Consider the following 20,384-nt stretch of genomic DNA (forward strand, 5'->3'; position numbering starts at 1 on the left):
TGCGAACGTTTTAATAAAGCTAACGTGCCTTCGCCAAAACAACAAGCTTAAGCGGCAACTGATTACGCCTTAACATTGCGAAATCAGTGAGTTTTTACCTGCGGCAGCGGTTTTTTCGCCAGCACGCTGAACATCAGAATTGCCATCATAAAGCAGCCGAAAATGGTGGCACACATGCTCAGTACCGAGGTGCCGCCGATGCCGGTGATCGGCACAGTAATTGCGCCCAGCGTGAACATGGTGACGCCAATCACGGCAGAGGCGCTGCCCGCGCGGTGGCCCTGACTCTGCATCGCCAGTGATGAGGCGGTGGTGGCGATCACGCCATTACTGGCGATGGTAAAGAACAGTGCGACCAGCAGCAGTGCCAGCGGTGCATGGAGCAGCGCAGTCAACAGCAGCAGGCTGGAGGCGACAAAGGCCAGCGTCAGCCCGCCTTTCAGCACCCGATACTCGCCCCAAAGCGGACAGAGACGGGCGCTGGTCTGCGAGGCAATGATCAGACCAAAACCGTTGGCCGCAAAGCAAAAGCTGAAGGCCTGAGGCGACAGGCCACAAATCTGCTGCAGCACAAACGGTGAGGCACCAATGTAGGCGAACATCCCGGACATCATAAAGCCCTGCGTCAGGCAGAAGCCCATAAAGGGGCGATGGGTTATCACCTGACCCAGCGCGGCGTAAGCGGAGAAAATCGATCCTTTACTGCGCCGTTCTTCTGGCAGTGTTTCATGCAGCTTCCAGCGTGCCAGCAGGATCAGCAGAATGGCAATGCCGCCCAGCACCATAAAGATGCCGCGCCAGTTGACTATCGTCATTAGCACACCGCCCAGTACCGGTGCACCAATCGGCGCCAGACCGTTAACCAGCATCAGCAGCGCGAAGAAGCGCGTCAGCTCATGACCGCTATACATGTCACGCGCAATCGCCCGTGACAGCACGGCGCCGCCCGCACCTGCTAACCCTTCGAACAGTCGTGCCAGCAGCAGCTGGTTAATATCCTGCGCCAGCGCACAGCCCATCGAGGCGATAAACAGCAGCACCAGTGACAGGGTCAGCGGGCGCAGGCGACCAAACTTATCGCTCATCGGGCCAAACAGCAGCTGGCCAACGCCCAGACCCAGCAGGCCGGCGGTCAGACTCAGCTGCGCGGTTGCGGTTTCAGTGTGCAGATCCTGTGCCATTTGTGGCAGTGCAGGCAGATAGAGGTCAATGCAGAGCGGGCCAAGTGCGGCCAGCAGGCCGAGCGTAATGGCGTAAACCAGGCGGTTAGAATGTACAGGGGTCATTTATCCTCGGAGTCGTCAGCGGTGGGGTGAACAGAAAGCGGGCAAGGCAGTAAATTGCAGATACCCGTAACGCCGCTATCACACTGATCAACGCCCTCACTGATGATGGCCGATGAGTCTGAAAATGAATCGTTACAGGGTGTCTGTTTTGCGGGGAAGTATACGTCTGCGTTGACAGCAAAACAGCCTTCTTTACGATATCCTGACATTTGCTATGCGATGAATTGTTGCTCATAAACTTGATAAATCAGCATTTATGTTCCAGGCTTGTTTCCACATGGACAATCAATGAGGAACAACAAGATGAATAAAGTGATGGGATGTATCGCTGCGGCGCTGACGCTGGCTGCACTGTCTGGTTGTACGACTTACGATCGTGCTGAAAGCTACGTGACTAAGCCAGTCGTTAAGGATGTTAAAAAAGGTATGACCCGCGATCAGGTTCGTCAGATCGCTGGTACGCCGTCTACTGAAATCACCATGGTTCACGCGCGCGGCACCTGCCAGACTTACGTATTGGGTCAGCGCGACGGTAAAGCACAGACTTACTTCGTGAGCTATAACGACACTGGCCGTGTGATGAACTACGGCTTCCAGAGCTGCGCGGAATATGACACCGATCCGCAGGTTCAGCAGTAATACGTAGCACCCCTGAATAGCAAACGGCCCGTCGTCATGACGGGCCGTTTTTCGTTACGGCGCGGACTACAATCCCGCCGGCCGCGGCACCTCAACATAATCACCGTCTATCTGCCGCTGGTAATAGTGGCCGTCCTGCACATAGAAACGTTTACCATTAAAGTCGAGTACCCGCATTTCACTGCTGACCCGCGACTCTGCTGGCGGCTCGACCACCACATACTCTTCGCCATGACGCTGATAATAACTGCCGTTCAGCAGGTAGTAGGTCAGTCCGCCAATCAGCACCGCGGTAGCGGCTTCAGGTAAAAAACGCACCGGGCCAGGACCGCCCCAGTGGGGGCCGGGTCCGCCATGTCGGCCCCATCCACCCGGGCCCCAGTCGCCAGGGTGGGCGAAAGCCAGCGCGGGCGTCAACAGCGCCAGCGTCAGAAGCGAGGCAATAATTTTTTTCATCGGATGTCCTCCTCATAAGACTGGATGCAGAATTCGCTTTTTACCGGGTAAAGACAAGCACTAAAGCGGCGATTTTTCGCCTGTTTACCATGCTTAACGCTTTCTTAACGACGTCGCCATCAATGGGGAGGATTATGGAGAGGAAGGGCAGAAATAACCTGGCGCGGGCGCGCCAGGCTTACAGCAGATTAACGGTGCGCCAGCTCGGCGTTGTCGTCACTTTCCAGTACGCGCTTATCGGTCAGACCTAACCAGCGGCTGGTCAGGGAACCGGCGGTCATCGAACCATTGACGTTCAGTGCCGTACGACCCATATCAATCAGCGGCTCAATGGAGATTAGCAGCGCCACCAGGGTGACAGGCAGGCCCATCGCAGGCAGAACAATCAGGGCGGCAAAGGTGGCACCGCCGCCGACGCCCGCCACACCTGCAGAGCTCAGCGTGACGATCCCGACCAGGGTTGCAATCCACAGCGGGTCAAACGGGTTGATCCCGACAGTTGGCGCAACCATTACGGCCAGCATGGTCGGATAGAGACCGGCACAGCCGTTCTGGCCGATAGTGGCACCGAAGGATGCCGCGAAGCTGGCAATCGACTCCGGCACGCCAAGACGACGGGTCTGCGTCTCTACGCTCAGCGGAATGCTCGCTGCGCTGGAGCGGCTGGTGAAGGCGAAGGTGATCACCGGCCACACTTTACGGAAGAAGCGCAGCGGGTTGATGCCATTCACCGACAGCAGCAGAGCATGAACACCAAACATGATGGCCAGACCGAGGTAAGAGGCGACCACAAAGCTGCCCAGCTTGATGATGTCCTGCAGGTTTGAACCGGCAACCACTTTGGTCATCAGCGCCAGCACACCATATGGCGTCAGTTTCATCACTAAACGCACCAGCTTCATAACCCATGACTGCAGCGTGTCGATTGCGACCAGCACGCGCTGACCTTTCACTTCATCATCTTTCAGCAACTGCAGGGCAGCCACACCCAGGAATGCGGCAAAGATGACGACGCTGATAATTGACGTTGGATTAGCGCCGGTCAGATCGGCAAACGGGTTTTTCGGGATAAAGGAGAGCACCAGCTGTGGCACGCTCAGGTCAGAGACTTTGCCGACATAGTTGCTCTGGATCGCACTCAGCCGCGCGGTTTCCTGCACACCCTGAACCAGACCTTCTGCGCTCAGACCAAACAGACCGGTGACGAAGACGCCTACCAGCGCCGAAATCGCGGTGGTAAACAGCAGTACGCCAATGGTCAGTACGCTGATTTTCCCCAGCGACGAGGCGTTATGCAGACGGGCCACCGCACTCAGAATAGAAACGAACACCAGCGGCATCACCACCATCTGCAGCAACTGGACATAGCCATTACCGACGATGTTAAACCAGCTGATAGACTCTTTTACCACTGCGCTGTTTTCGCCGTAGATCAACTGCAAAACCAGGCCGAACAGCACGCCGATCACCAGACCGGTCAACACTTTTTTCGACAGGCTCCAGTTCTGACGGCTGAAGTGGGAGAGCAATACCAGCAGCACCACAAAGGCCACGATATTGAGCGTAAGAGGAAGGTCCATACTGAAACTCCAGAGTAATGCGGCTCTCCCACCCGGGAAAGCCGCATAATGTTAATCACGAATTAAGACAGCGGGAATGGTAACAGCAGGCGGAGAGGGCACCTTATATCCAAATGGCATGGTTTATAACTTAATGACGTTTTGTGCGGCTTTATTGCGCAGTATGACTCGAAATTAACCGTCCGACGCCATTTTGTAGCGTATCAAACAGCTGAGCCGGCCAGCCGTTTGCACCAAAAGATGGCATGCCGACCGGGAACCACAGCGCATAGCCTACCAGTCCCAGACATAACGCCCGCTCAAGCTGATTTCCTTTCTGACTGCGCAGAATCGGCAGACGGAAGCGCCAGCGGCAGGGCCACAGCAGCGGAACCCCGGCGGGCGTCAGCATATCAGCCACAATATGGCTGAGGTAGCCCAGCGTCAGACCCTGTAGTACGTCTGCCGGTATCGGCGACGACTGGGGCAGGTTTATCTGAAAAAGCCATAAACCGGCCGCCACCGCCAGCAAACTATGGGTAAAGCCCCGATGGCCGAACGCGCGCGCAATAGGATGAGAAAGCCAGCGTAGTCGCTGTCCCAGCAGAGATTTGGGGTGATCGATATCGGGCAGGAGGCATGTCAGCAGGGCTGAAGGAACGAGATGCCACCAGTCGGCCTGCGCCAGTACGGGTGTCAGCTCAGCACGTTTGGCAAAAATAGCGCTGGCAATGGCAAAAATGATGTGGCCTTCGCCCGTCATGATAGAACCTGGTTGCAAAGAAAGCTGTCGATGCATCCAGTATAGGGATTTATCCAGTAAATGAGAACATGTGACGCTGTAACGAAGCATGAATATTTTTAACAAGGCGGACAGTGATGAAACACTGTCCGCCCGCTCTGCCAGAAAGATTAACGAGCCAGCCAGCCGCCATCTACCGCCAGTGTATAGCCATTAACGTAGTCAGACGCGGAAGAGGCCAGGAAAACTACCGGGCCCATCATGTCATCAGGCACGCCCCAGCGTCCTGCCGGGATACGCCCCAGAATCTCATCGCTTCGGGCCTGGTCTTTACGCAGCTGTTCAGTGTTATCGGTAGCCATATAGCCTGGGGCAATCGCATTAACATTAACGCCATGCTTCGCCCACTCGTTCGCCATCAGACGCGTTAAACCCATGACTGCGCTTTTCGACGCTGTATAGGAAGGCACGCGGATGCCGCCCTGGAACGACAGCATAGAGGCGATATTGATAATCTTGCCGCCGTTACCCTGAGCAATAAACTGCCGGGCTACCTGCTGTGACAGGAAAAAGACCGTTTTACTGTTGATGTTCATCACATCATCCCAGTCCTGCTCGCTGAAGTTCAGTGCATCTTCACGACGGATAATCCCGGCGTTGTTGACCAGAATATCAATTCTGCCCGCGGCTGCGACCGCCTGCTCAACAACCTGCGACGCAACATCAGATTTCATCAGGTCAGCCGATATCGACCAGAAACGGCGGCCAAGTGCTTCAACTTTACGCTGCGTTTCGTCAGGTTCGAAACGGTTAACGCCGACAATGTCGCAGCCAGCCTGAGCCAGCCCCAGAGCCATACCCTGACCCAGACCGGTATTACAACCGGTCACCATTGCCACTTTGCCTTTTAAATCAAACGTATTCAGTACCATTTATGCTTCTCCTCTGCTTAACGCAGTTCGCTGATTTTGACGTGGTCCATGTCATCAAAGACCTGATTCTCACCCACCATGCCCCAGATAAATGTGTAACGCTGGGTGCCGACGCCGGCATGAATTGACCAACTGGGTGAGATGACCGCCTGCTCGTTATGTACCAGCAGATGGCGGGTTTGCTGGGGTTCTCCCATCATGTGGAAGACCGCGCTCTCTTCGCTCATATCGAAGTAGAAATAGACTTCCATGCGCCGTTCATGGGTGTGACAGGGCATGGTGTTCCACAGGCTGCCTTCATCCAGTCGGGTTAAGCCCATGGTGAGCTGGCAGGTGGGCAGCACATCCGGCACGATAAATTTGTTAATGGTGCGACGATTGGCAGTAGCAGCATCACCCAGCGTGGCAGTTGCGGCTTCCTGTAGCGTAATCTTCTTATCCGGGAAGGTGCAGTGTGCGGGTGCGCTGTTGTAATAGAATTTAGCGGGCTGGGCCGGGTTCAGGCTGCGGAACAGCAGGTTGCGCGCACCTTTACCAATGTAAAGCGCCTCTTCATGACCGATCTCCCAGGCTTTATCGTCGACCTCAACCAGACCCGGTCCACCAATGTTGATCATGCCCAGCTCGCGGCGTTCAAGAAAGTAACTGACGCCCAGCTGCTTTCCCATCTCATTACCGATAGTGACTGGGTTATTAACCGGCATCACGCCCCCAATGATGATGCGGTCGATGTGACTGTAGGTCAGGGTGTAATTGTCAGCGGAAAAAATCGTCTCAATCAGAAACTCGCGGCGTAGCGCGTCAGTGTCGAGCTGTTTAGCGTGATCGCTGTGAATGCTTTGGCGAACGTCCATCTCAGGCCTCTCTGCAGGTCAGGTTATTCATGCCCCGAATGGGGACGCTTCGGGCATCTTAGGCAGAGTGAGATGGGAATTCAATAAAAATGAAACGTTGTTTTATTTTTTGCGGAGCAGATCAACCGGCAGGCGCAGCGGGCAAAAAAAAGCCCGCTATGCGCGGGCTGTTTATCATCCCTGCAGATGCTGCAGGCTAAGCTGGGTCAGATTGTCCAGCCGGACATCCGCCAGCGCCCAGCGGGGGTCTTCGCGGTGTTCAGCGGCAGGCACCACAATCGACCGCATGCGGGCCGCTTTGGTGGCGATCATGCCATTGAACGAGTCTTCCAGCGTGACGCAGTTGAGTGGATCAATTGCCAGGCTGGCGGCGGCGTTAAGGTAGACCTGCGGATGGGGCTTGCTGTAGGGCAGTGCTTCTGCTGAAGCCAGCACATCGAAATAGTGGCGCAGGTTGAAGATCTCCAGTACCTGTTCCAGCATCATGAGCGGCGATGCTGAGGCCAGGCCGATTTTCATTCCCTGCTCCTGGCACAGCTGCAGCGCCGTTTCCACGCCAGGCAGAAGCGGCCGCGTCTGATCCACCAGCGTCATGGCGCGCGCAATAATACGGTCAGTAACCTCCTGCTGAGAGGGGCCCTGCCAGGGCAGCGTTTCGTACCACATCCGCACAGTCTGGTCGATACGCAGGCCAAGGGTATCGGGCATTTCACTGCGTCGTGACAGGTCGACGTCCAGCGTTGAAAAGATATCCAGTTCAGCCTGATCCCACAGCGGTTCAGAATCGATCAGTAAGCCATCCATATCAAACAGGGCAGCAAGGACAGGGCGGTGCCAGGTCATCAGCGGTCTCCTTATAAATAAAGTCGGTTTAACCATAACATCATTCTCTGCTGACGCATGCTTCATCCGATTGACCACGCTTTATTTGGGAAATTTCTTCGTTGGCAGGTAGACTGACGGCAAATTGGATTCCAGGTTCAGGAGATATTATGACCTATCAACAGGCTGGCCGTATCGCCATCCTTAAGCGCGTGGTGGGCTGGGTGCTCTTTTTAGTGGCACTGTTGTCGACCATTATTTCGGTATTGAGCTTTATGTTTAAGCACAGCGAGAAGCAGCCGGGCATTGACGCCGTTATGCTTGATTTCGTCCATGTCATTGTCGATATGCTGCGCTTCAACACGCCATTCCTGAACGTTTTCTGGCATAACTCGCCGGTACCGGAATTTAACGGTCAGATGAATCTGGGTTTCTGGCTGATCTACATTCTGATTTTTGTCGGGCTGGCGCTGGAATCATCAGGCGCGCGGATGGGACGGCAGGCACGTCACGTCAAAGAGGGCATTGAAGATCAGATGATTCTGGAGCAGGCAAAGGGCAGTGAAGGACGCAGCCGTCAGCAACTGGAAGAGAAGGTGCGCGTTCCTCGTCACACCATCTTCCTGCAGATCTTCCCGCTTTATGTCCTGCCAGTGGTGATTGCGATAGCCGGATATTTTGCGCTGTCGCTGCTGGGCTTTATCTGACCGTGAACGCCGTCAGGCCGGTCTGGCCTGACGGGTGCCGAGCGCATCCTCATCCAGCAACTGGCCAATGGCGAACTGTGCATCGCCGGGCCAGTGCCCGCCAAACACGTTAGCCCGGTTCAGCAGATAGTAGAGCTGGTAGACCGGCAGACGCTGCGAAAAACCATCCGGCAGGGGCCACACAGCCTGATAACCGTCATAAATCTGGCGGGGCAGGTCAGGGTACCAGCTCAGCATGGCTAAATCGCACTCACGGTCGCCCCAGTAGCAGGCGGGATCGAACAGCCAGGGGCCATTGCCGCTGCTGGCGCAGTTAGCAGGCCAGAGATCGCCATGCAGCAGCGACGGCTGCGGATGATGTGACGCAAGCACCCGCTGCACGGAGGCGATAATCAGCTCGGTATCCCCGTACTGAATTCCCTTTTCGGCCGCCAGTTGCAGCTGCCAGCCAATGCGCTGTTCGGCAAAAAAGACCGACCAACGCCGCAGCCAGCTATTGGGCTGGGGCGTGGTGGTGATGTTGTTGTCGAAATCGAGGCCGAACTGCGTCTGTTCGCTCCACTGGTGCAGGTGCGCCAGCTGCTGACCCAGCTGATATGCACTCTGCTCATTAAGCGGCTGTGGCCTGATGTATTCCAGCAACAGAAAGCTCTCCTCGCGATGATGACCCACACCATACACTTCTGGCACCCGAACCGTGCCGGTGCGCGCCAGCAAGGCAAGCTGGTCGGCTTCCCAGGTAAAAAGCGACAGCATCTCGCGGCTGTTACTTTTGACAAAGACATCGTGATCACCGTAGCGAATATGCCAGGTGGGATGGATATCACCACCCGCAAGGGCGTGACGTTGAGTGATTTCGGCGTTGCCTAACTGCTCGCTTAACAGACGACTGATGGCTGACCACATAGGGCTATCCTCGTTGTTCGCTGCGTAAGTCCGATGCTGATGCCTGAATATTCACCAAAACCAGCGTGATTGCACCTTTTTATTCCGGCGCTGAGGTGGCGGGGCGATGACTGGCAGTGTCCCGCAGATACTCTTCAAAGGTGATGACAGTCACATCCGGTTTCTGACCCAGGGCGTTTTCACCGGCAGCCGCAACCTGCTGTCGCAGATCCTCAGCGTCCAGCGTACTGACAATGCCATAACTGTTCGTGCCCAGCTCATGGGGATGGCCATTTTCATCGGCCAGTGTGGTGGTGAAACCGGCGGCGGTCATCGCGCTGGTCAGCTCCAGGATGTCACTTAATCCCGACTCCTGATAATGAAAGGTCACGATATAGCGGGTCAGGGCAGTGTTGCTCATAAGGCACCTCCGGGAAAGAGAAACTGAACTGAGCGTAGACTATGGTGAAAATTCAGGCGAATTATGAAAGAGATGCTGGGTGTCTGTCGTGACGCATAGCGTAAATCAGTGTCAGGAGTACTGCCCATGACGTAAAAATCTTTCTGCCGTTACGTCTGGCTTTTCATTTGGGCAGCACTATAATGCGCGACGTTAATAAGATGAGTCCCAATTAACATGGGTTGTCAGGGTGATTCCAGGCATTTTGTGTAAGTTAATAATTTTTTACAAAACTTACCGTAAATTGCATTGAATGCCCGGCAAAACGCTTCAGACTCTCCGTTTTTTAAACAGTCGCACGGATCACATTTAATGAAAGCCTATAACAAGCTGTCTGCTGTTCTTTTGCTCTCCGCCGGAGCGTTTTGTCACCAGGCACTGGCCGATAACGCCGTATTCACCTCAATGGATGACCCTTCCACGGCTAAAAAGCCATTTGAAGGTTCTGCTTCTGCGGGATACCTGGCGCAAACCGGTAACACCACCAGTTCATCGCTGACTGCTCAGACCAATATGACCTGGTATCAGTCATCTATGGCCTACAGCTTGTGGGGTAACGCAGCGAACACCTCGTCAAATGATGAACGCTCTTCAGAGACGTACAACATCGGTGGTCGTTCACGCTATAACCTCAACTCCTATGACTACCTGTTTGGCCAGGCGAGCTGGTTAAGCGATCGTTTCAATGGTTACGATTCACGTGACGTGCTGACTGCCGGTTACGGTCGTCAGATCCTGAACGGTCCAGTGCACTCGCTGCGTGCGGAATTTGGTCCGGGTGTACGTTATGACGATTACCACGCTGGCGGTCATCAGACCAAGGCGCTGGGCTATGGCGCTGTGAGCTATCAGTGGCAGCTGACCGATACCACCAAATTTATTCAGGGCGTATCCGTGCTGAGCAGCTTCGGTGAAGACACCACGGTGAACTCTGAAACCGGCCTGCAGGTCGCTATCAATAGCCACTTCGCGCTGAAGCTGGCTTACAACGTCACCTGGAACAACAATCCGGCTGAGTCTGCGCCAGATCGCACCGACACCAAAACCTCAATCATGCTCTCTTACGCGATGTAAGCGCATTTTTGCCTGCGGCAAGCCCGGCGGCCTGACACTGTGTGTCAGGCCGCTTTTTTTTGTTCACTCCATGGCTTAGCGAAAAGGGGATGGTTTTTCTCGTCGGCGAAAACTGCTATCATCTGCTCCGCACTGCAATCCTGGCGACATTCCGACAATGTGGGTCTGATATCACGCCAGGTCACTCATTTTACATTACGTTGCATGTAAGCTTTCGTGTGGCTTACCACTGCAAATAAGGACATGAAATGCCTGTAATTACGCTTCCTGATGGCAGCCAGCGCGTGTTTGACCGCCCTGTCAGTGTCATGGATATTGCGCTGGACATCGGTCCAGGTCTGGCGAAAGCCTGTATCGCTGGCCGCGTTAACGGTGAACTGGTTGATGCTGCTGATCCCATCACCGACGATGCCGCTGTTGCGATCATTACCGCAAAAGATGAAGCGGGTCTGGAAATTATCCGTCACTCCTGTGCGCACCTGTTAGGGCACGCAATTAAACAGCTGTGGCCGGATACCAAAATGGCGATCGGCCCGGTCATTGATAACGGCTTCTATTATGATGTCGACATCGATCGTACCCTGACCCAGGAAGATATCGACCTGCTGGAAAAACGCATGCATCAGTTGGCTGAAACCAACTACGATGTGGTGAAGAAAAAGGTCAGCTGGCAGGAAGCACGCGACGTCTTTGCGGCGCGCGGCGAAATCTACAAGACCACTATTCTTGATGAAAACATCAGCCATGACGATAAGCCTGGCCTGTATCATCACGAAGAATATGTCGACATGTGCCGCGGTCCGCACGTGCCGAACATGCGGTTCTGCCATCATTTTAAACTGCAGAAGATCTCCGGTGCCTACTGGCGCGGCGACAGCAGCAACAAAATGCTGCAGCGTATTTATGGCACCGCATGGGCAGACAAAAAGCAGCTGGCAGCCTATCTGCAGCGTCTGGAAGAGGCGGCGAAGCGTGACCATCGTAAGATTGGTAAGCAGCTGGATCTCTACCACATGCAGGAAGAAGCACCCGGTATGGTCTTCTGGCATAATGACGGCTGGACCATCTTCCGTGAGCTGGAAGTGTTTGTCCGCAGCAAATTAAAAGAGTACCAGTACCAGGAAGTGAAAGGTCCGTTCATGATGGACCGCGTCCTGTGGGAAAAAACCGGGCACTGGGAAAACTATAAAGAAGCAATGTTCACCACCTCATCTGAGAACCGTGAATACTGCATCAAACCGATGAACTGTCCTGGACACGTTCAGATCTTTAATCAGGGTCTGAAATCCTACCGTGACCTGCCGCTGCGTATGGCAGAGTTTGGTAGCTGTCACCGTAATGAGCCATCAGGTGCGCTGCACGGTCTGATGCGCGTTCGCGGCTTTACCCAGGATGATGCACACGTCTTCTGTACAGAAGAGCAGGTGCGTGACGAAGTGAACAGCTGTATCCGCATGGTTTATGACATGTACAGCACCTTCGGCTTTGAAAAGATTGTGGTGAAGTTATCCACCCGTCCTGAGAAGCGCATCGGTACAGATGAGATGTGGGATCGTGCCGAGGAAGACCTGGCCGCTGCGCTGAACGAAAACAACATTGAGTTTGAGTTCCAGCCAGGTGAAGGCGCGTTCTACGGCCCTAAAATTGAGTTCACTTTGTACGATTGTCTTGATCGCGCCTGGCAGTGCGGAACAGTTCAGCTAGACTTCTCCCTGCCAAAACGCCTTGAAGCAACCTACGTGGGTGAAAACAACGACCGTCAGACGCCAGTGATGATTCACCGTGCGATTCTGGGATCGATGGAGCGCTTCATCGGTATTCTTACCGAAGAATTCGCCGGTTTCTTCCCAACCTGGCTGGCACCGCTGCAAGTTGTGGTAATGAATATTACCGACGGACAAGCGGAATATGTTGAGTCTTTGACGCGTAAGCTGCAGAATGCTGGCATTCGTGTGAAGGCAGACTTGAGAAATGAGAAGATAGGCTTTAAAATCCGCGAGCACACATTACGTCGCGTCCCTTATATGTTGGTCTGCGGTGATAAAGAGGTGGAATCTGGCAAAGTTGCCGTTCGCACCCGCCGTGGTAAAGACCTGGGATCGATGGATGTCGATCTGTTTGTTGAGAAACTTCAACAAGAGATTCGCAGCCGAAATCTTCACCAATTGGAGGAATAAAGTATTAAAGGCGGAAAACGAGTACTACCGACGCGTCCGAACAAAATTAACAGTGAAATCCGCGCAACTGAAGTGCGCTTAACGGGCATGGATGGCGAGCCGATTGGCATTGTCACATTACGCGAAGCTCTGGAAAAAGCCGAGGAAGCGGGCGGCGACTTAGTCGAAATCAGCCCGAATGCCGAACCGCCGGTCTGCCGTATTATGGATTACGGCAAGTTCCTCTATGAAAAAAGCAAATCTTCTAAGGAACAGAAGAAGAAGCAAAAAGTTATTCAGGTTAAGGAAATCAAATTCCGTCCTGGAACCGATGATGGCGACTATCAGGTCAAACTACGCAACCTGATTCGCTTTCTGGAAGATGGCGATAAAGCCAAAATCACGCTCCGCTTCCGCGGTCGTGAGATGGCGCACCAGCAGATCGGTATGGAAGTGCTTAACCGCGTCCGTAAAGACCTGTGTGAAGATCTGGATTTGGCCATTGTCGAATCCTTCCCTTCGAAGATCGAAGGCCGCCAGATGATCATGGTGCTCGCTCCTAAGAAGAAACAGTAGGCTTTCAAGTAGCAATGACCGCGCAGCGTTCGCGCTGTGCGGTTATCTGTTCGCCTGTCTGGGTCATGTTATTAACAATGCGAAGTGGATATTTTTAAAATGCCAAAGATTAAAACTGTACGTGGCGCGGCTAAGCGCTTCAAGAAGACCGCTTCTGGCGGCTTCAAGCGTAAACACGCAAACCTGCGTCATATTCTGACTAAAAAATCTACTAAGCGTAAACGTCACCTGCGCCCTAAAGGCATGGTGTCAAAAGGCGATCTGGGTCTGGTTATTGCCTGCCTGCCGTACGCATAAGTAAATTTTTTTCATTAATTCAGAATATTAAACAGGAGAGCTAAATGGCTCGTGTAAAACGTGGTGTAGTTGCTCGCGCACGTCACAAAAAAATCTTAAAACAAGCTAAAGGCTATTACGGTGCACGTTCACGTGTTTACCGTGTTGCTTTCCAGGCTGTTATCAAAGCTGGTCAGTATGCTTACCGTGACCGTCGTCAGCGTAAGCGTCAGTTCCGTCAGCTGTGGATCGCGCGTATCAACGCAGCGGCGCGTCAGAACGGCATGTCTTACAGCCGTTTCATCAATGGTCTGAAAAAAGCAGCCATTGAGATTGACCGTAAGATCCTGGCCGACATCGCAGTATTCGACAAAGTGGCATTCTCTGCACTGGTCGAAAAAGCGAAATCAGCCCTGGCGTAAGTCAGATGGAAAAGGGAGCTTGCTCCCTTTTTTATTGCCTGTAACTTACGCAAAAGATTGACATTTTCGTCGCTGAGCTTTTCAATAGACCCCCTGTATCGCATGACAAGGTAACCGCAAGCATGAATGCTGCTATTTTCCGTTTCTTTTTTTACTTTAGCGCCTGACATTCGGGGGCTTTTGCGCATAAGAGAAGAAACGAAAAATCGCGCTAAAAGCCTCCCTCGTGGAGGCTTTTTTGTTTCTGGCGCTAGCATATTGGACCGGCAGGTCCCAACGAGAACTGACCAGCCTGACTGGAAAAAGAGGAAACTATGTCCCAACTCGCAGAACTGGTGGCCAGCGCCACGGCGGCCATCGACGGGGCGACGGATATCGCCGCCCTTGACGCGGTGCGCGTCGAATACCTGGGTAAGAAAGGACATCTCACACTGCAGATGACGACGCTACGCGAGCTGCCAGCAGAAGAGCGTCCTGCAGCGGGTGCGGTAATCAATGAAGCGAAGCAGCAGGTCACCGATCGACTGAATGCCCGTAAAGATGCACTGGAAACCGCGGTGCTGAATGCCCGTCTGGCTGAAGAGACCATTGATGTCTCTCTGCCGGGTCGTCGTATCGAGAATGGCGGTCTGCATCCGGTCACCCGCACCATGGATCGCATTGAGACCTTCTTTGGCGAGTTAGGCTTTGGCGTGGTAACAGGGCCCGAAATTGAAGATGATTATCATAACTTCGATGCGCTGAATATTCCTGCGCACCACCCGGCGCGTGCCGATCACGATACCTTCTGGTTCGACGCCACGCGTCTGCTGCGTACGCAGACCTCTGGCGTGCAGATCCGCACCATGCAGGCTCAGCAGCCGCCTATCCGTATTATTGCGCCAGGCCGCGTCTACCGTAACGATTATGACCAGACGCACACGCCGATGTTCCATCAGATGGAAGGGCTGATCGTGGATAAAAACATCAGCTTTACCAACCTGAAAGGCACGCTGCACGATTTCCTGAACAACTTCTTCGAAGAAGATTTGCAGATTCGCTTCCGTCCTTCTTATTTCCCGTTCACTGAGCCATCGGCAGAAGTGGATGTTATGGGTAAAAACGGTAAGTGGCTGGAAGTGCTGGGTTGCGGCATGGTGCACCCTAACGTGCTGCGCAACGTCGGCATCGATCCGGAAGTTTATTCCGGTTTCGCCTTTGGTATGGGCATGGAGCGTCTGACCATGTTGCGCTATGGCGTGACCGATCTGCGTGCTTTCTTCGAAAATGATTTACGTTTCCTCAAACAATTTAAGTAAGGGCAGGATATCCAATGAAATTCAGTGAACTCTGGTTACGCGAATGGGTAAATCCAGCCCTGGACAGCGCTGCGCTGTCTGAACAAATCACCATGGCCGGTCTGGAAGTGGACGGCGTTGATGCCGTCGCCGGTGTGTTCCACGGCGTTGTGGTTGGTGAAGTCGTGGAGTGCGGTCAGCACCCCAATGCCGACAAGCTGCGTGTCACCAAAATCAACGTCGGTGGCGATCGCCTGCTGGATATCGTCTGTGGCGCGCCGAACTGCCGTCAGGGACTGAAAGTTGCTGTCGCGACCGTCGGCGCTGTGCTGCCAGGTGATTTCAAAATCAAAGCGGCTAAACTGCGTGGCGAGCCCTCTGAAGGGATGCTCTGCTCGTTCTCCGAGCTGGGTATTTCCGATGATCACAACGGTATCATCGAACTGCCTTCTGACGCGCCAGTTGGCACCGACATCCGCGCGTACCTGCAGCTGGATGACAACACCATTGAAATCAGCGTCACGCCTAACCGCGCCGACTGTCTGGGTCTGATCGGTATCGCCCGTGATGTCGCGGTGCTCAACGGTTTACCGCTGAACGTGCCGGAGATGCAGCCGGTCGCGGCGACGCTTAACGACACGTTCCCGATTCAGGTTGACGCGCCAGAAGCCTGTCCGCGCTATCTGGGCCGTGTCGTGAAAGGAATTAACGTTAAGGCAGCTACGCCACTGTGGATGAAAGAGAAGCTGCGTCGCTGCGGCATTCGCTCTATCGATCCTGTCGTCGATATCACCAACTACGTTCTGCTGGAGCTGGGTCAGCCAATGCACGCCTTCGACCTTGACCGTATTGATGGCGGTATCGTGGTGCGCATGGCGAAAGAGGGCGAAAAGCTGACGCTGCTGGATGGCACTGAAGCCACCCTGCAGAGTGATACTTTAGTGATCGCCGATCATCAGAAAGCGCTGGCGATGGCCGGAATCTTTGGTGGCGAACATTCGGGTGTGAACGGCGAAACGCAGAACATCCTGTTCGAGTGTGCGTACTTTGATCCGCTCTCTATCACTGGCCGCGCCCGTCGTCACGGTCTGCATACCGACGCGTCTCATCGCTACGAGCGTGGCGTTGACCCGGCGCTGCAACATACCGCGCTGGAGCGTGCTACCCAACTGCTGCTGTCCATCTGCGGCGGTGAAGCAGGCCCGATCATCGATCAGACCCATCAGGCAGCCCTGCCTGTACCCGCCACGATCACGCTGCGTCGCGAAAAGCTGGACCGTCTGATTGGTCACGTGATTGCGGATGAGCAGGTTACCGACATTCTGACGCGTCTCGGCTGTGACGTGACGGCAGGTGAAGGGCAGTGGCAGGCCGTCGCGCCGAGCTGGCGCTTCGATATGGCCATTGAAGAAGATCTGGTCGAAGAAGTGGCCCGTATTTATGGCTACAACAATATTCCTGATGTACCTGTTCAGGCCGGTCTGGTCATGACCCGTCACCGTGAAGCGAATCTGTCGCTGAAACGCGCGAAAAACCTGCTGGTGGATAAAGGTTATCAGGAAGCGATTACCTATAGCTTCGTCGATCCGAAAATCCAGCAGCTGCTGCATCCGGGTGAAGAGGCGCTGTTACTGCCAAGCCCGATCTCCAGTGATATGTCGACCATGCGTCTGTCACTCTGGACCGGTCTGCTCAGTGCGGTGGTCTATAACCAGAACCGTCAGCAGAGCCGTGTACGTCTGTTCGAGAGCGGCTTACGCTTTGTGCCAGATACGCAGGCGGATTTAGGCATCCGTCAGGATCTTATGCTGGCTGGCGTCATCAGCGGCAACCGTGTTGAAGAGCACTGGGATCTGGCGCGTCAGACAGTTGACTTCTATGATTTGAAAGGCGATTTAGAGTCGCTGCTCGATTTAACCGGCAAACTGGATGAGATTAGCTTCCGGGCTGAGGCGAATCCGGCGTTGCATCCAGGACAGAGCGCGGCGATTTATTTGCATGATGAACATATCGGATTTATCGGCGTTGTACATCCTGAGCTGGAACGTAAGCTTGATCTCAATGGCCGCACCTTAGTCTTTGAACTGCTTTGGAATAAGGTCGCAGACCGCGTCCTGCCTGACGCGCGCGAGATTTCTCGCTTCCCGGCGAACCGCCGTGATATTGCCGTTGTAGTGGCTGAAAACGTCCCTGCAGCAGATATCATTGCGGAGTGTAAGAAAGTTGGCGTAAATCAGGTAGTTGGCGTAAACTTGTTTGACGTGTACCGCGGTAAGGGCGTTTCTGAGGGCTACAAGAGCCTCGCAATCAGCCTGATTTTGCAGGATACCAGCCGGACACTCGAAGAAGAGGAGATTGCCGCGACCGTTGGCAAATGCGTTGCGGCATTAAAAGAGCGATTCCAGGCAACCTTGAGGGATTGAACCTATGGCGCTTACAAAAGCTGAGATGTCAGAGTACCTGTTTGAGAAACTCGGGCTGAGCAAACGCGATGCCAAAGAGTTAGTAGAGCTGTTTTTCGAAGAGGTACGTCGCGCTTTGGAAAATGGAGAACAGGTAAAACTGTCTGGGTTTGGTAATTTTGACCTGCGTGACAAGAACCAGCGTCCTGGCAGAAACCCGAAAACGGGTGAAGATATTCCGATTACTGCGCGTCGCGTAGTAACGTTCCGTCCAGGACAGAAGTTGAAAAGCCGCGTAGAGAACGCTACACCCAAAGAGACTGACTGAATTTCAGCGTTTCAAAAAGGCCGCGAAAGCGGCCTTTTTTCATAATGACAGCATGCAGCATTGCCGCTCATCCTATCCTTTAGAGTCCAGGCCATCCCGGCGCAGACCGCCTCATCAGCCTTTCTTTTTTCACCAATCCCTCTACAATCAAATCACTGTTTTCTCAGCTAATCCCGCTTATGTCTCTGCTCGATACGTTCGCGCGCCAGGCCGATCAACGCGGCCAGAAATGGCTGATTGCGCTCGCCCTTATGCTCTCTGCACTGCTCTGTCTCAGCCTCTGTGCCGGGGACAGCTGGATCGCGCCCTCTGCGTGGTTCAGCGATAGCGGACAGCTCTTTGTCTGGCAGTTGCGGCTGCCCCGCAGTCTGGCGGTCGTCCTGGTGGGGGCGTCGCTGGCAGTATGCGGCGTGGTGATGCAGGCGCTGTTTACCAATCCGCTGGCGGAGCCAGGCCTGCTCGGCGTTTCGAACGGCGCAGGTATCGGTCTGGTGCTCGGCGTGCTGCTGGGCAGCGGCTCGCTGTGGAGTCTGGGGCTGGCGGCGATGGCCGGTGCGCTGATAATTACGCTAATCCTGCTGCATTTTGCCCATCGTCAGCTCTCGGTCACCCGGCTGTTGCTGACCGGCGTGGCGCTGGGGATTATCTGCAGTGCCATCATGACCTGGGCGGTCTACTTCAGCACCAGTCTCGATCTGCGTCAGCTGATGTACTGGATGATGGGCGGATTCAGCGGCATTGACTGGCGCTATGGCTGGATGATGCTGGCACTGCTGCCGGTGATGCTCGCGCTGGGGGCGACCGGGCCGATTCTCAATCTGCTGGCCCTGGGCGAGACGTCCGCCCGTCAGCTCGGGCTGTCACTTTTCTACTGGCGTAACCTGCTGGTACTGGCGATGGGCTGGCTGGTGGGCATCAGCGTCGCGATGGCCGGCGCCATTGGCTTTGTCGGGCTTGTTATCCCGCATCTGCTGCGTCTGAGCGGCATCAGCGATCACCGCTATCTGCTGCCAGCATCGGCGCTGGCGGGCGCGGCGGTGCTTCTGGCCGCCGATATCGTGGCGCGGCTGGCACTGACTTCAGCGGAGTTGCCGATAGGCGTCGTGACGGCGACACTGGGCGCGCCACTGTTTATTATTTTACTGGTGAAATCTTCGCGCTAGCTTCGGCTGGCTACTCTGCATCCACAACCGCATCCATTACAGGAAAAAGCATGAATATTTATGAGACTGAACTGGTTACGCTCGACGGGGAAAAAACCACGCTGTCACAGTGGCAGGGCAAAGTCCTGCTGGTCGTCAACGTTGCCTCGAAATGTGGCCTGACGCCGCAATACGAAGAGCTGGAGAATCTGCAGAAAGCCTGGCAGGATCAGGGCTTCAGCGTCCTCGGTTTCCCCTGCAATCAGTTTCTGGAGCAGGAACCGGGCAGCAGTGAGGAGATCAAAACTTTCTGCAGCACCACCTATGGCGTAACGTTCCCGCTGTTTGCCAAAACCGAGGTTAATGGCCCGGCGCGTCATCCGCTCTATGCGCAGCTGATTGCGGCCCGGCCTGACGCGGTGCGTCCGGAAGGCAGCGGTTTTTACGAACGTATGGAGAGTAAAGGGCGCGCGCCGAAAGAGCAGGGCGACATCCTGTGGAACTTTGAAAAGTTCCTGATTGGCCGTGACGGTAGTGTGATTCAGCGTTTTGCACCTGACATGACCCCGGAAGATCCCATCATTCTGGAAACGATTAAACAGGCGCTGGCAAAATAGATGCTGTTGCGCCTGCAACAGGCTGCCGTCCCCGGACGGCTGCTGCCACTGACCGGCGAGCTTGCCGCCGGTCAGTTGCTGCACATTGCAGGCCCGAACGGAGCCGGTAAAAGCACCTTACTGAGTGTCATTGCGGGGCTGCAACCCGCCTCCGGCAGGGTGTTACTGGATGAACAGCCGCTGAGTAACTGGAACGGCGCGGCACTGTCCAGGGTGCGCGGCTGGCTGCCACAGCAGCAGGCCCCACTGAGTCAGATGCCGGTCTGGCACTATCTGCGTCTGCACCTGAAACCGGCGGGGCCACAGGCCGATACCCGTCTCAGCATGCTGCTGCAGCGGCTTCAGCTGCAGGATAAGTTATCGCGTTCACTGACCCGGCTCTCCGGCGGGGAATGGCAGCGCGTCCGGCTGGCAGCCGTCTGTGCCCAGATCGATCCTCACATCAACCCCTGCGGGCGGCTGCTGATTCTTGATGAGCCGTTGACGGCGCTGGATATCGGCCAGCAAAAAGCGGTGGACGATCTGATTGCGGCGCTGTGCGCGTCGGGTGTTAGTGTTGTCGCCAGCAGTCACGATCTTAACCACAGCCTGCAGCAGGCAGACAGGGTCTGGCTGATGGATAGCGGGCAGGTGATCGCGCAGGGCGAACCTTCAGAGGTTCTGACGCCGCAGCGCCTGACACTGCTCTACCAGATTGCTTTCCGGCAGATTGAACTTGAAGGACGCACGCTGCTGACCGTTCTGCCCTGACACTTGCTACCTGGCGGGCTTT

The 20,384-nt window shown here is 54.8% G+C and carries 23 protein-coding genes and 1 other annotated feature; of the genes, 14 read left to right on the top strand and 9 right to left on the bottom strand.

Features of this window, described 5'->3' with window-relative positions:
* Positions 1–83 precede the first annotated feature (83 nt).
* On the bottom strand, positions 84–1,286 hold the full coding sequence (locus FA92_RS07180; protein WP_033782917.1) for a multidrug effflux MFS transporter: 1,203 nt from the start codon (positions 1,284–1,286) through the stop codon (positions 84–86).
* Positions 1,287–1,589: 303 nt separating this feature from the next.
* Between FA92_RS07180 and osmE the strand changes: the two genes are divergently transcribed.
* Positions 1,590–1,925 carry an osmotically-inducible lipoprotein OsmE gene (gene osmE, locus FA92_RS07185; protein ID WP_010245718.1) on the top strand — a complete coding sequence of 112 codons (336 nt, stop codon included), beginning with the start codon at positions 1,590–1,592 and terminating at the stop codon, positions 1,923–1,925.
* Positions 1,926–1,991: 66 nt separating this feature from the next.
* Here osmE and FA92_RS07190 read toward each other — a convergent pair whose 3' ends face one another.
* The 6 genes from FA92_RS07190 to hxpB form a co-directional block, all read right to left on the bottom strand.
* Positions 1,992–2,381, bottom strand: coding sequence for a DUF6515 family protein (locus FA92_RS07190; protein ID WP_013357670.1), 390 nt, complete (start codon positions 2,379–2,381; stop codon positions 1,992–1,994).
* 188 nt (positions 2,382–2,569) lie between these two features.
* Positions 2,570–3,961, bottom strand: a complete 1,392-nt coding sequence (locus FA92_RS07195; protein WP_013357671.1) for an L-cystine transporter — start codon at positions 3,959–3,961, stop codon at positions 2,570–2,572.
* A 151-nt stretch (positions 3,962–4,112) separates the two neighbouring features.
* Positions 4,113–4,703: a metal-dependent hydrolase gene (locus tag FA92_RS07200; RefSeq protein ID WP_033782918.1), complete on the bottom strand. Its 591-nt coding sequence runs from the start codon at positions 4,701–4,703 to the stop codon at positions 4,113–4,115.
* A 149-nt stretch (positions 4,704–4,852) separates the two neighbouring features.
* Positions 4,853–5,614: a 2-dehydro-3-deoxy-D-gluconate 5-dehydrogenase KduD gene (gene kduD / locus FA92_RS07205; RefSeq protein WP_033782919.1), complete on the bottom strand. Its 762-nt coding sequence runs from the start codon at positions 5,612–5,614 to the stop codon at positions 4,853–4,855.
* 17 nt (positions 5,615–5,631) lie between these two features.
* Positions 5,632–6,468 (bottom strand): 5-dehydro-4-deoxy-D-glucuronate isomerase, encoded by an 837-nt coding sequence (gene kduI / locus FA92_RS07210; RefSeq protein WP_033782920.1) that lies wholly within the window; start codon positions 6,466–6,468, stop codon positions 5,632–5,634.
* A 174-nt stretch (positions 6,469–6,642) separates the two neighbouring features.
* Entirely contained in the window at positions 6,643–7,311 is a 669-nt protein-coding gene (gene hxpB / locus FA92_RS07215) for a hexitol phosphatase HxpB (RefSeq protein ID WP_013357675.1), read from the bottom strand.
* Positions 7,312–7,460: 149 nt separating this feature from the next.
* On the opposite strand from hxpB, the gene FA92_RS07220 reads away from it, so the two are divergent.
* Positions 7,461–7,997, top strand: a complete 537-nt coding sequence (locus FA92_RS07220) for a YniB family protein (protein ID WP_013357676.1) — start codon at positions 7,461–7,463, stop codon at positions 7,995–7,997.
* 12 nt (positions 7,998–8,009) lie between these two features.
* On the opposite strand, the gene FA92_RS07225 is transcribed toward FA92_RS07220, so the two are convergent.
* Together FA92_RS07225 and ghoS are read right to left on the bottom strand one after the other, a co-directional pair.
* Entirely contained in the window at positions 8,010–8,903 is an 894-nt protein-coding gene (locus FA92_RS07225; protein ID WP_033782921.1) for a fructosamine kinase family protein, read from the bottom strand.
* A gap of 79 nt (positions 8,904–8,982) precedes the next feature.
* Entirely contained in the window at positions 8,983–9,303 is a 321-nt protein-coding gene (ghoS, locus tag FA92_RS07230) for a type V toxin-antitoxin system endoribonuclease antitoxin GhoS (protein ID WP_013357678.1), read from the bottom strand.
* Between the two features lie 351 nt (positions 9,304–9,654).
* On the opposite strand from ghoS, the gene FA92_RS07235 reads away from it, so the two are divergent.
* From FA92_RS07235 to btuD, 12 genes are all read left to right on the top strand, one after another.
* Positions 9,655–10,416, top strand: a complete 762-nt coding sequence (locus tag FA92_RS07235; RefSeq protein WP_013357679.1) for a DUF481 domain-containing protein — start codon at positions 9,655–9,657, stop codon at positions 10,414–10,416.
* A gap of 248 nt (positions 10,417–10,664) precedes the next feature.
* Positions 10,665–12,593, top strand: coding sequence for a threonine--tRNA ligase (thrS, locus tag FA92_RS07240; protein ID WP_013357680.1), 1,929 nt, complete (start codon positions 10,665–10,667; stop codon positions 12,591–12,593).
* Between the two features lie 3 nt (positions 12,594–12,596).
* Positions 12,597–13,148, top strand: a complete 552-nt coding sequence (gene infC, locus FA92_RS07245; RefSeq protein ID WP_033732471.1) for a translation initiation factor IF-3 — start codon at positions 12,597–12,599, stop codon at positions 13,146–13,148.
* A gap of 99 nt (positions 13,149–13,247) precedes the next feature.
* Positions 13,248–13,445: a 50S ribosomal protein L35 gene (gene rpmI, locus FA92_RS07250; RefSeq protein WP_004157374.1), complete on the top strand. Its 198-nt coding sequence runs from the start codon at positions 13,248–13,250 to the stop codon at positions 13,443–13,445.
* A gap of 44 nt (positions 13,446–13,489) precedes the next feature.
* Entirely contained in the window at positions 13,490–13,846 is a 357-nt protein-coding gene (rplT, locus tag FA92_RS07255; protein WP_003853267.1) for a 50S ribosomal protein L20, read from the top strand.
* Positions 13,847–13,963: 117 nt separating this feature from the next.
* Positions 13,964–14,089, top strand: a sequence feature (Phe leader region).
* On the top strand, positions 13,969–14,013 hold the full coding sequence (pheM, locus tag FA92_RS23245) for a pheST operon leader peptide PheM (RefSeq protein WP_106120997.1): 45 nt from the start codon (positions 13,969–13,971) through the stop codon (positions 14,011–14,013). (Overlaps the previous feature by 45 nt.)
* Before the next feature lie 71 nt (positions 14,090–14,160).
* Positions 14,161–15,144, top strand: a complete 984-nt coding sequence (gene pheS / locus FA92_RS07260) for a phenylalanine--tRNA ligase subunit alpha (protein WP_013357682.1) — start codon at positions 14,161–14,163, stop codon at positions 15,142–15,144.
* A 14-nt stretch (positions 15,145–15,158) separates the two neighbouring features.
* Positions 15,159–17,546 carry a phenylalanine--tRNA ligase subunit beta gene (gene pheT / locus FA92_RS07265; protein ID WP_033782926.1) on the top strand — a complete coding sequence of 796 codons (2,388 nt, stop codon included), beginning with the start codon at positions 15,159–15,161 and terminating at the stop codon, positions 17,544–17,546.
* Positions 17,547–17,550: 4 nt separating this feature from the next.
* Positions 17,551–17,853: an integration host factor subunit alpha gene (ihfA, locus tag FA92_RS07270; protein WP_003853259.1), complete on the top strand. Its 303-nt coding sequence runs from the start codon at positions 17,551–17,553 to the stop codon at positions 17,851–17,853.
* A 179-nt stretch (positions 17,854–18,032) separates the two neighbouring features.
* Positions 18,033–19,016 carry a vitamin B12 ABC transporter permease BtuC gene (gene btuC / locus FA92_RS07275; protein ID WP_013357684.1) on the top strand — a complete coding sequence of 328 codons (984 nt, stop codon included), beginning with the start codon at positions 18,033–18,035 and terminating at the stop codon, positions 19,014–19,016.
* A 50-nt stretch (positions 19,017–19,066) separates the two neighbouring features.
* Positions 19,067–19,612 (top strand): glutathione peroxidase, encoded by a 546-nt coding sequence (locus FA92_RS07280; RefSeq protein WP_013357685.1) that lies wholly within the window; start codon positions 19,067–19,069, stop codon positions 19,610–19,612.
* Positions 19,613–20,362: a vitamin B12 ABC transporter ATP-binding protein BtuD gene (btuD, locus tag FA92_RS07285; protein ID WP_033782929.1), complete on the top strand. Its 750-nt coding sequence runs from the start codon at positions 19,613–19,615 to the stop codon at positions 20,360–20,362. It begins immediately after the preceding gene.
* Positions 20,363–20,384 lie beyond the last annotated feature (22 nt).

Source organism: Pantoea sp. 9140 (assembly GCF_000745295.1).
GTDB classification, from domain to species: Bacteria; Pseudomonadota; Gammaproteobacteria; order Enterobacterales; family Enterobacteriaceae; genus Pantoea; species Pantoea vagans.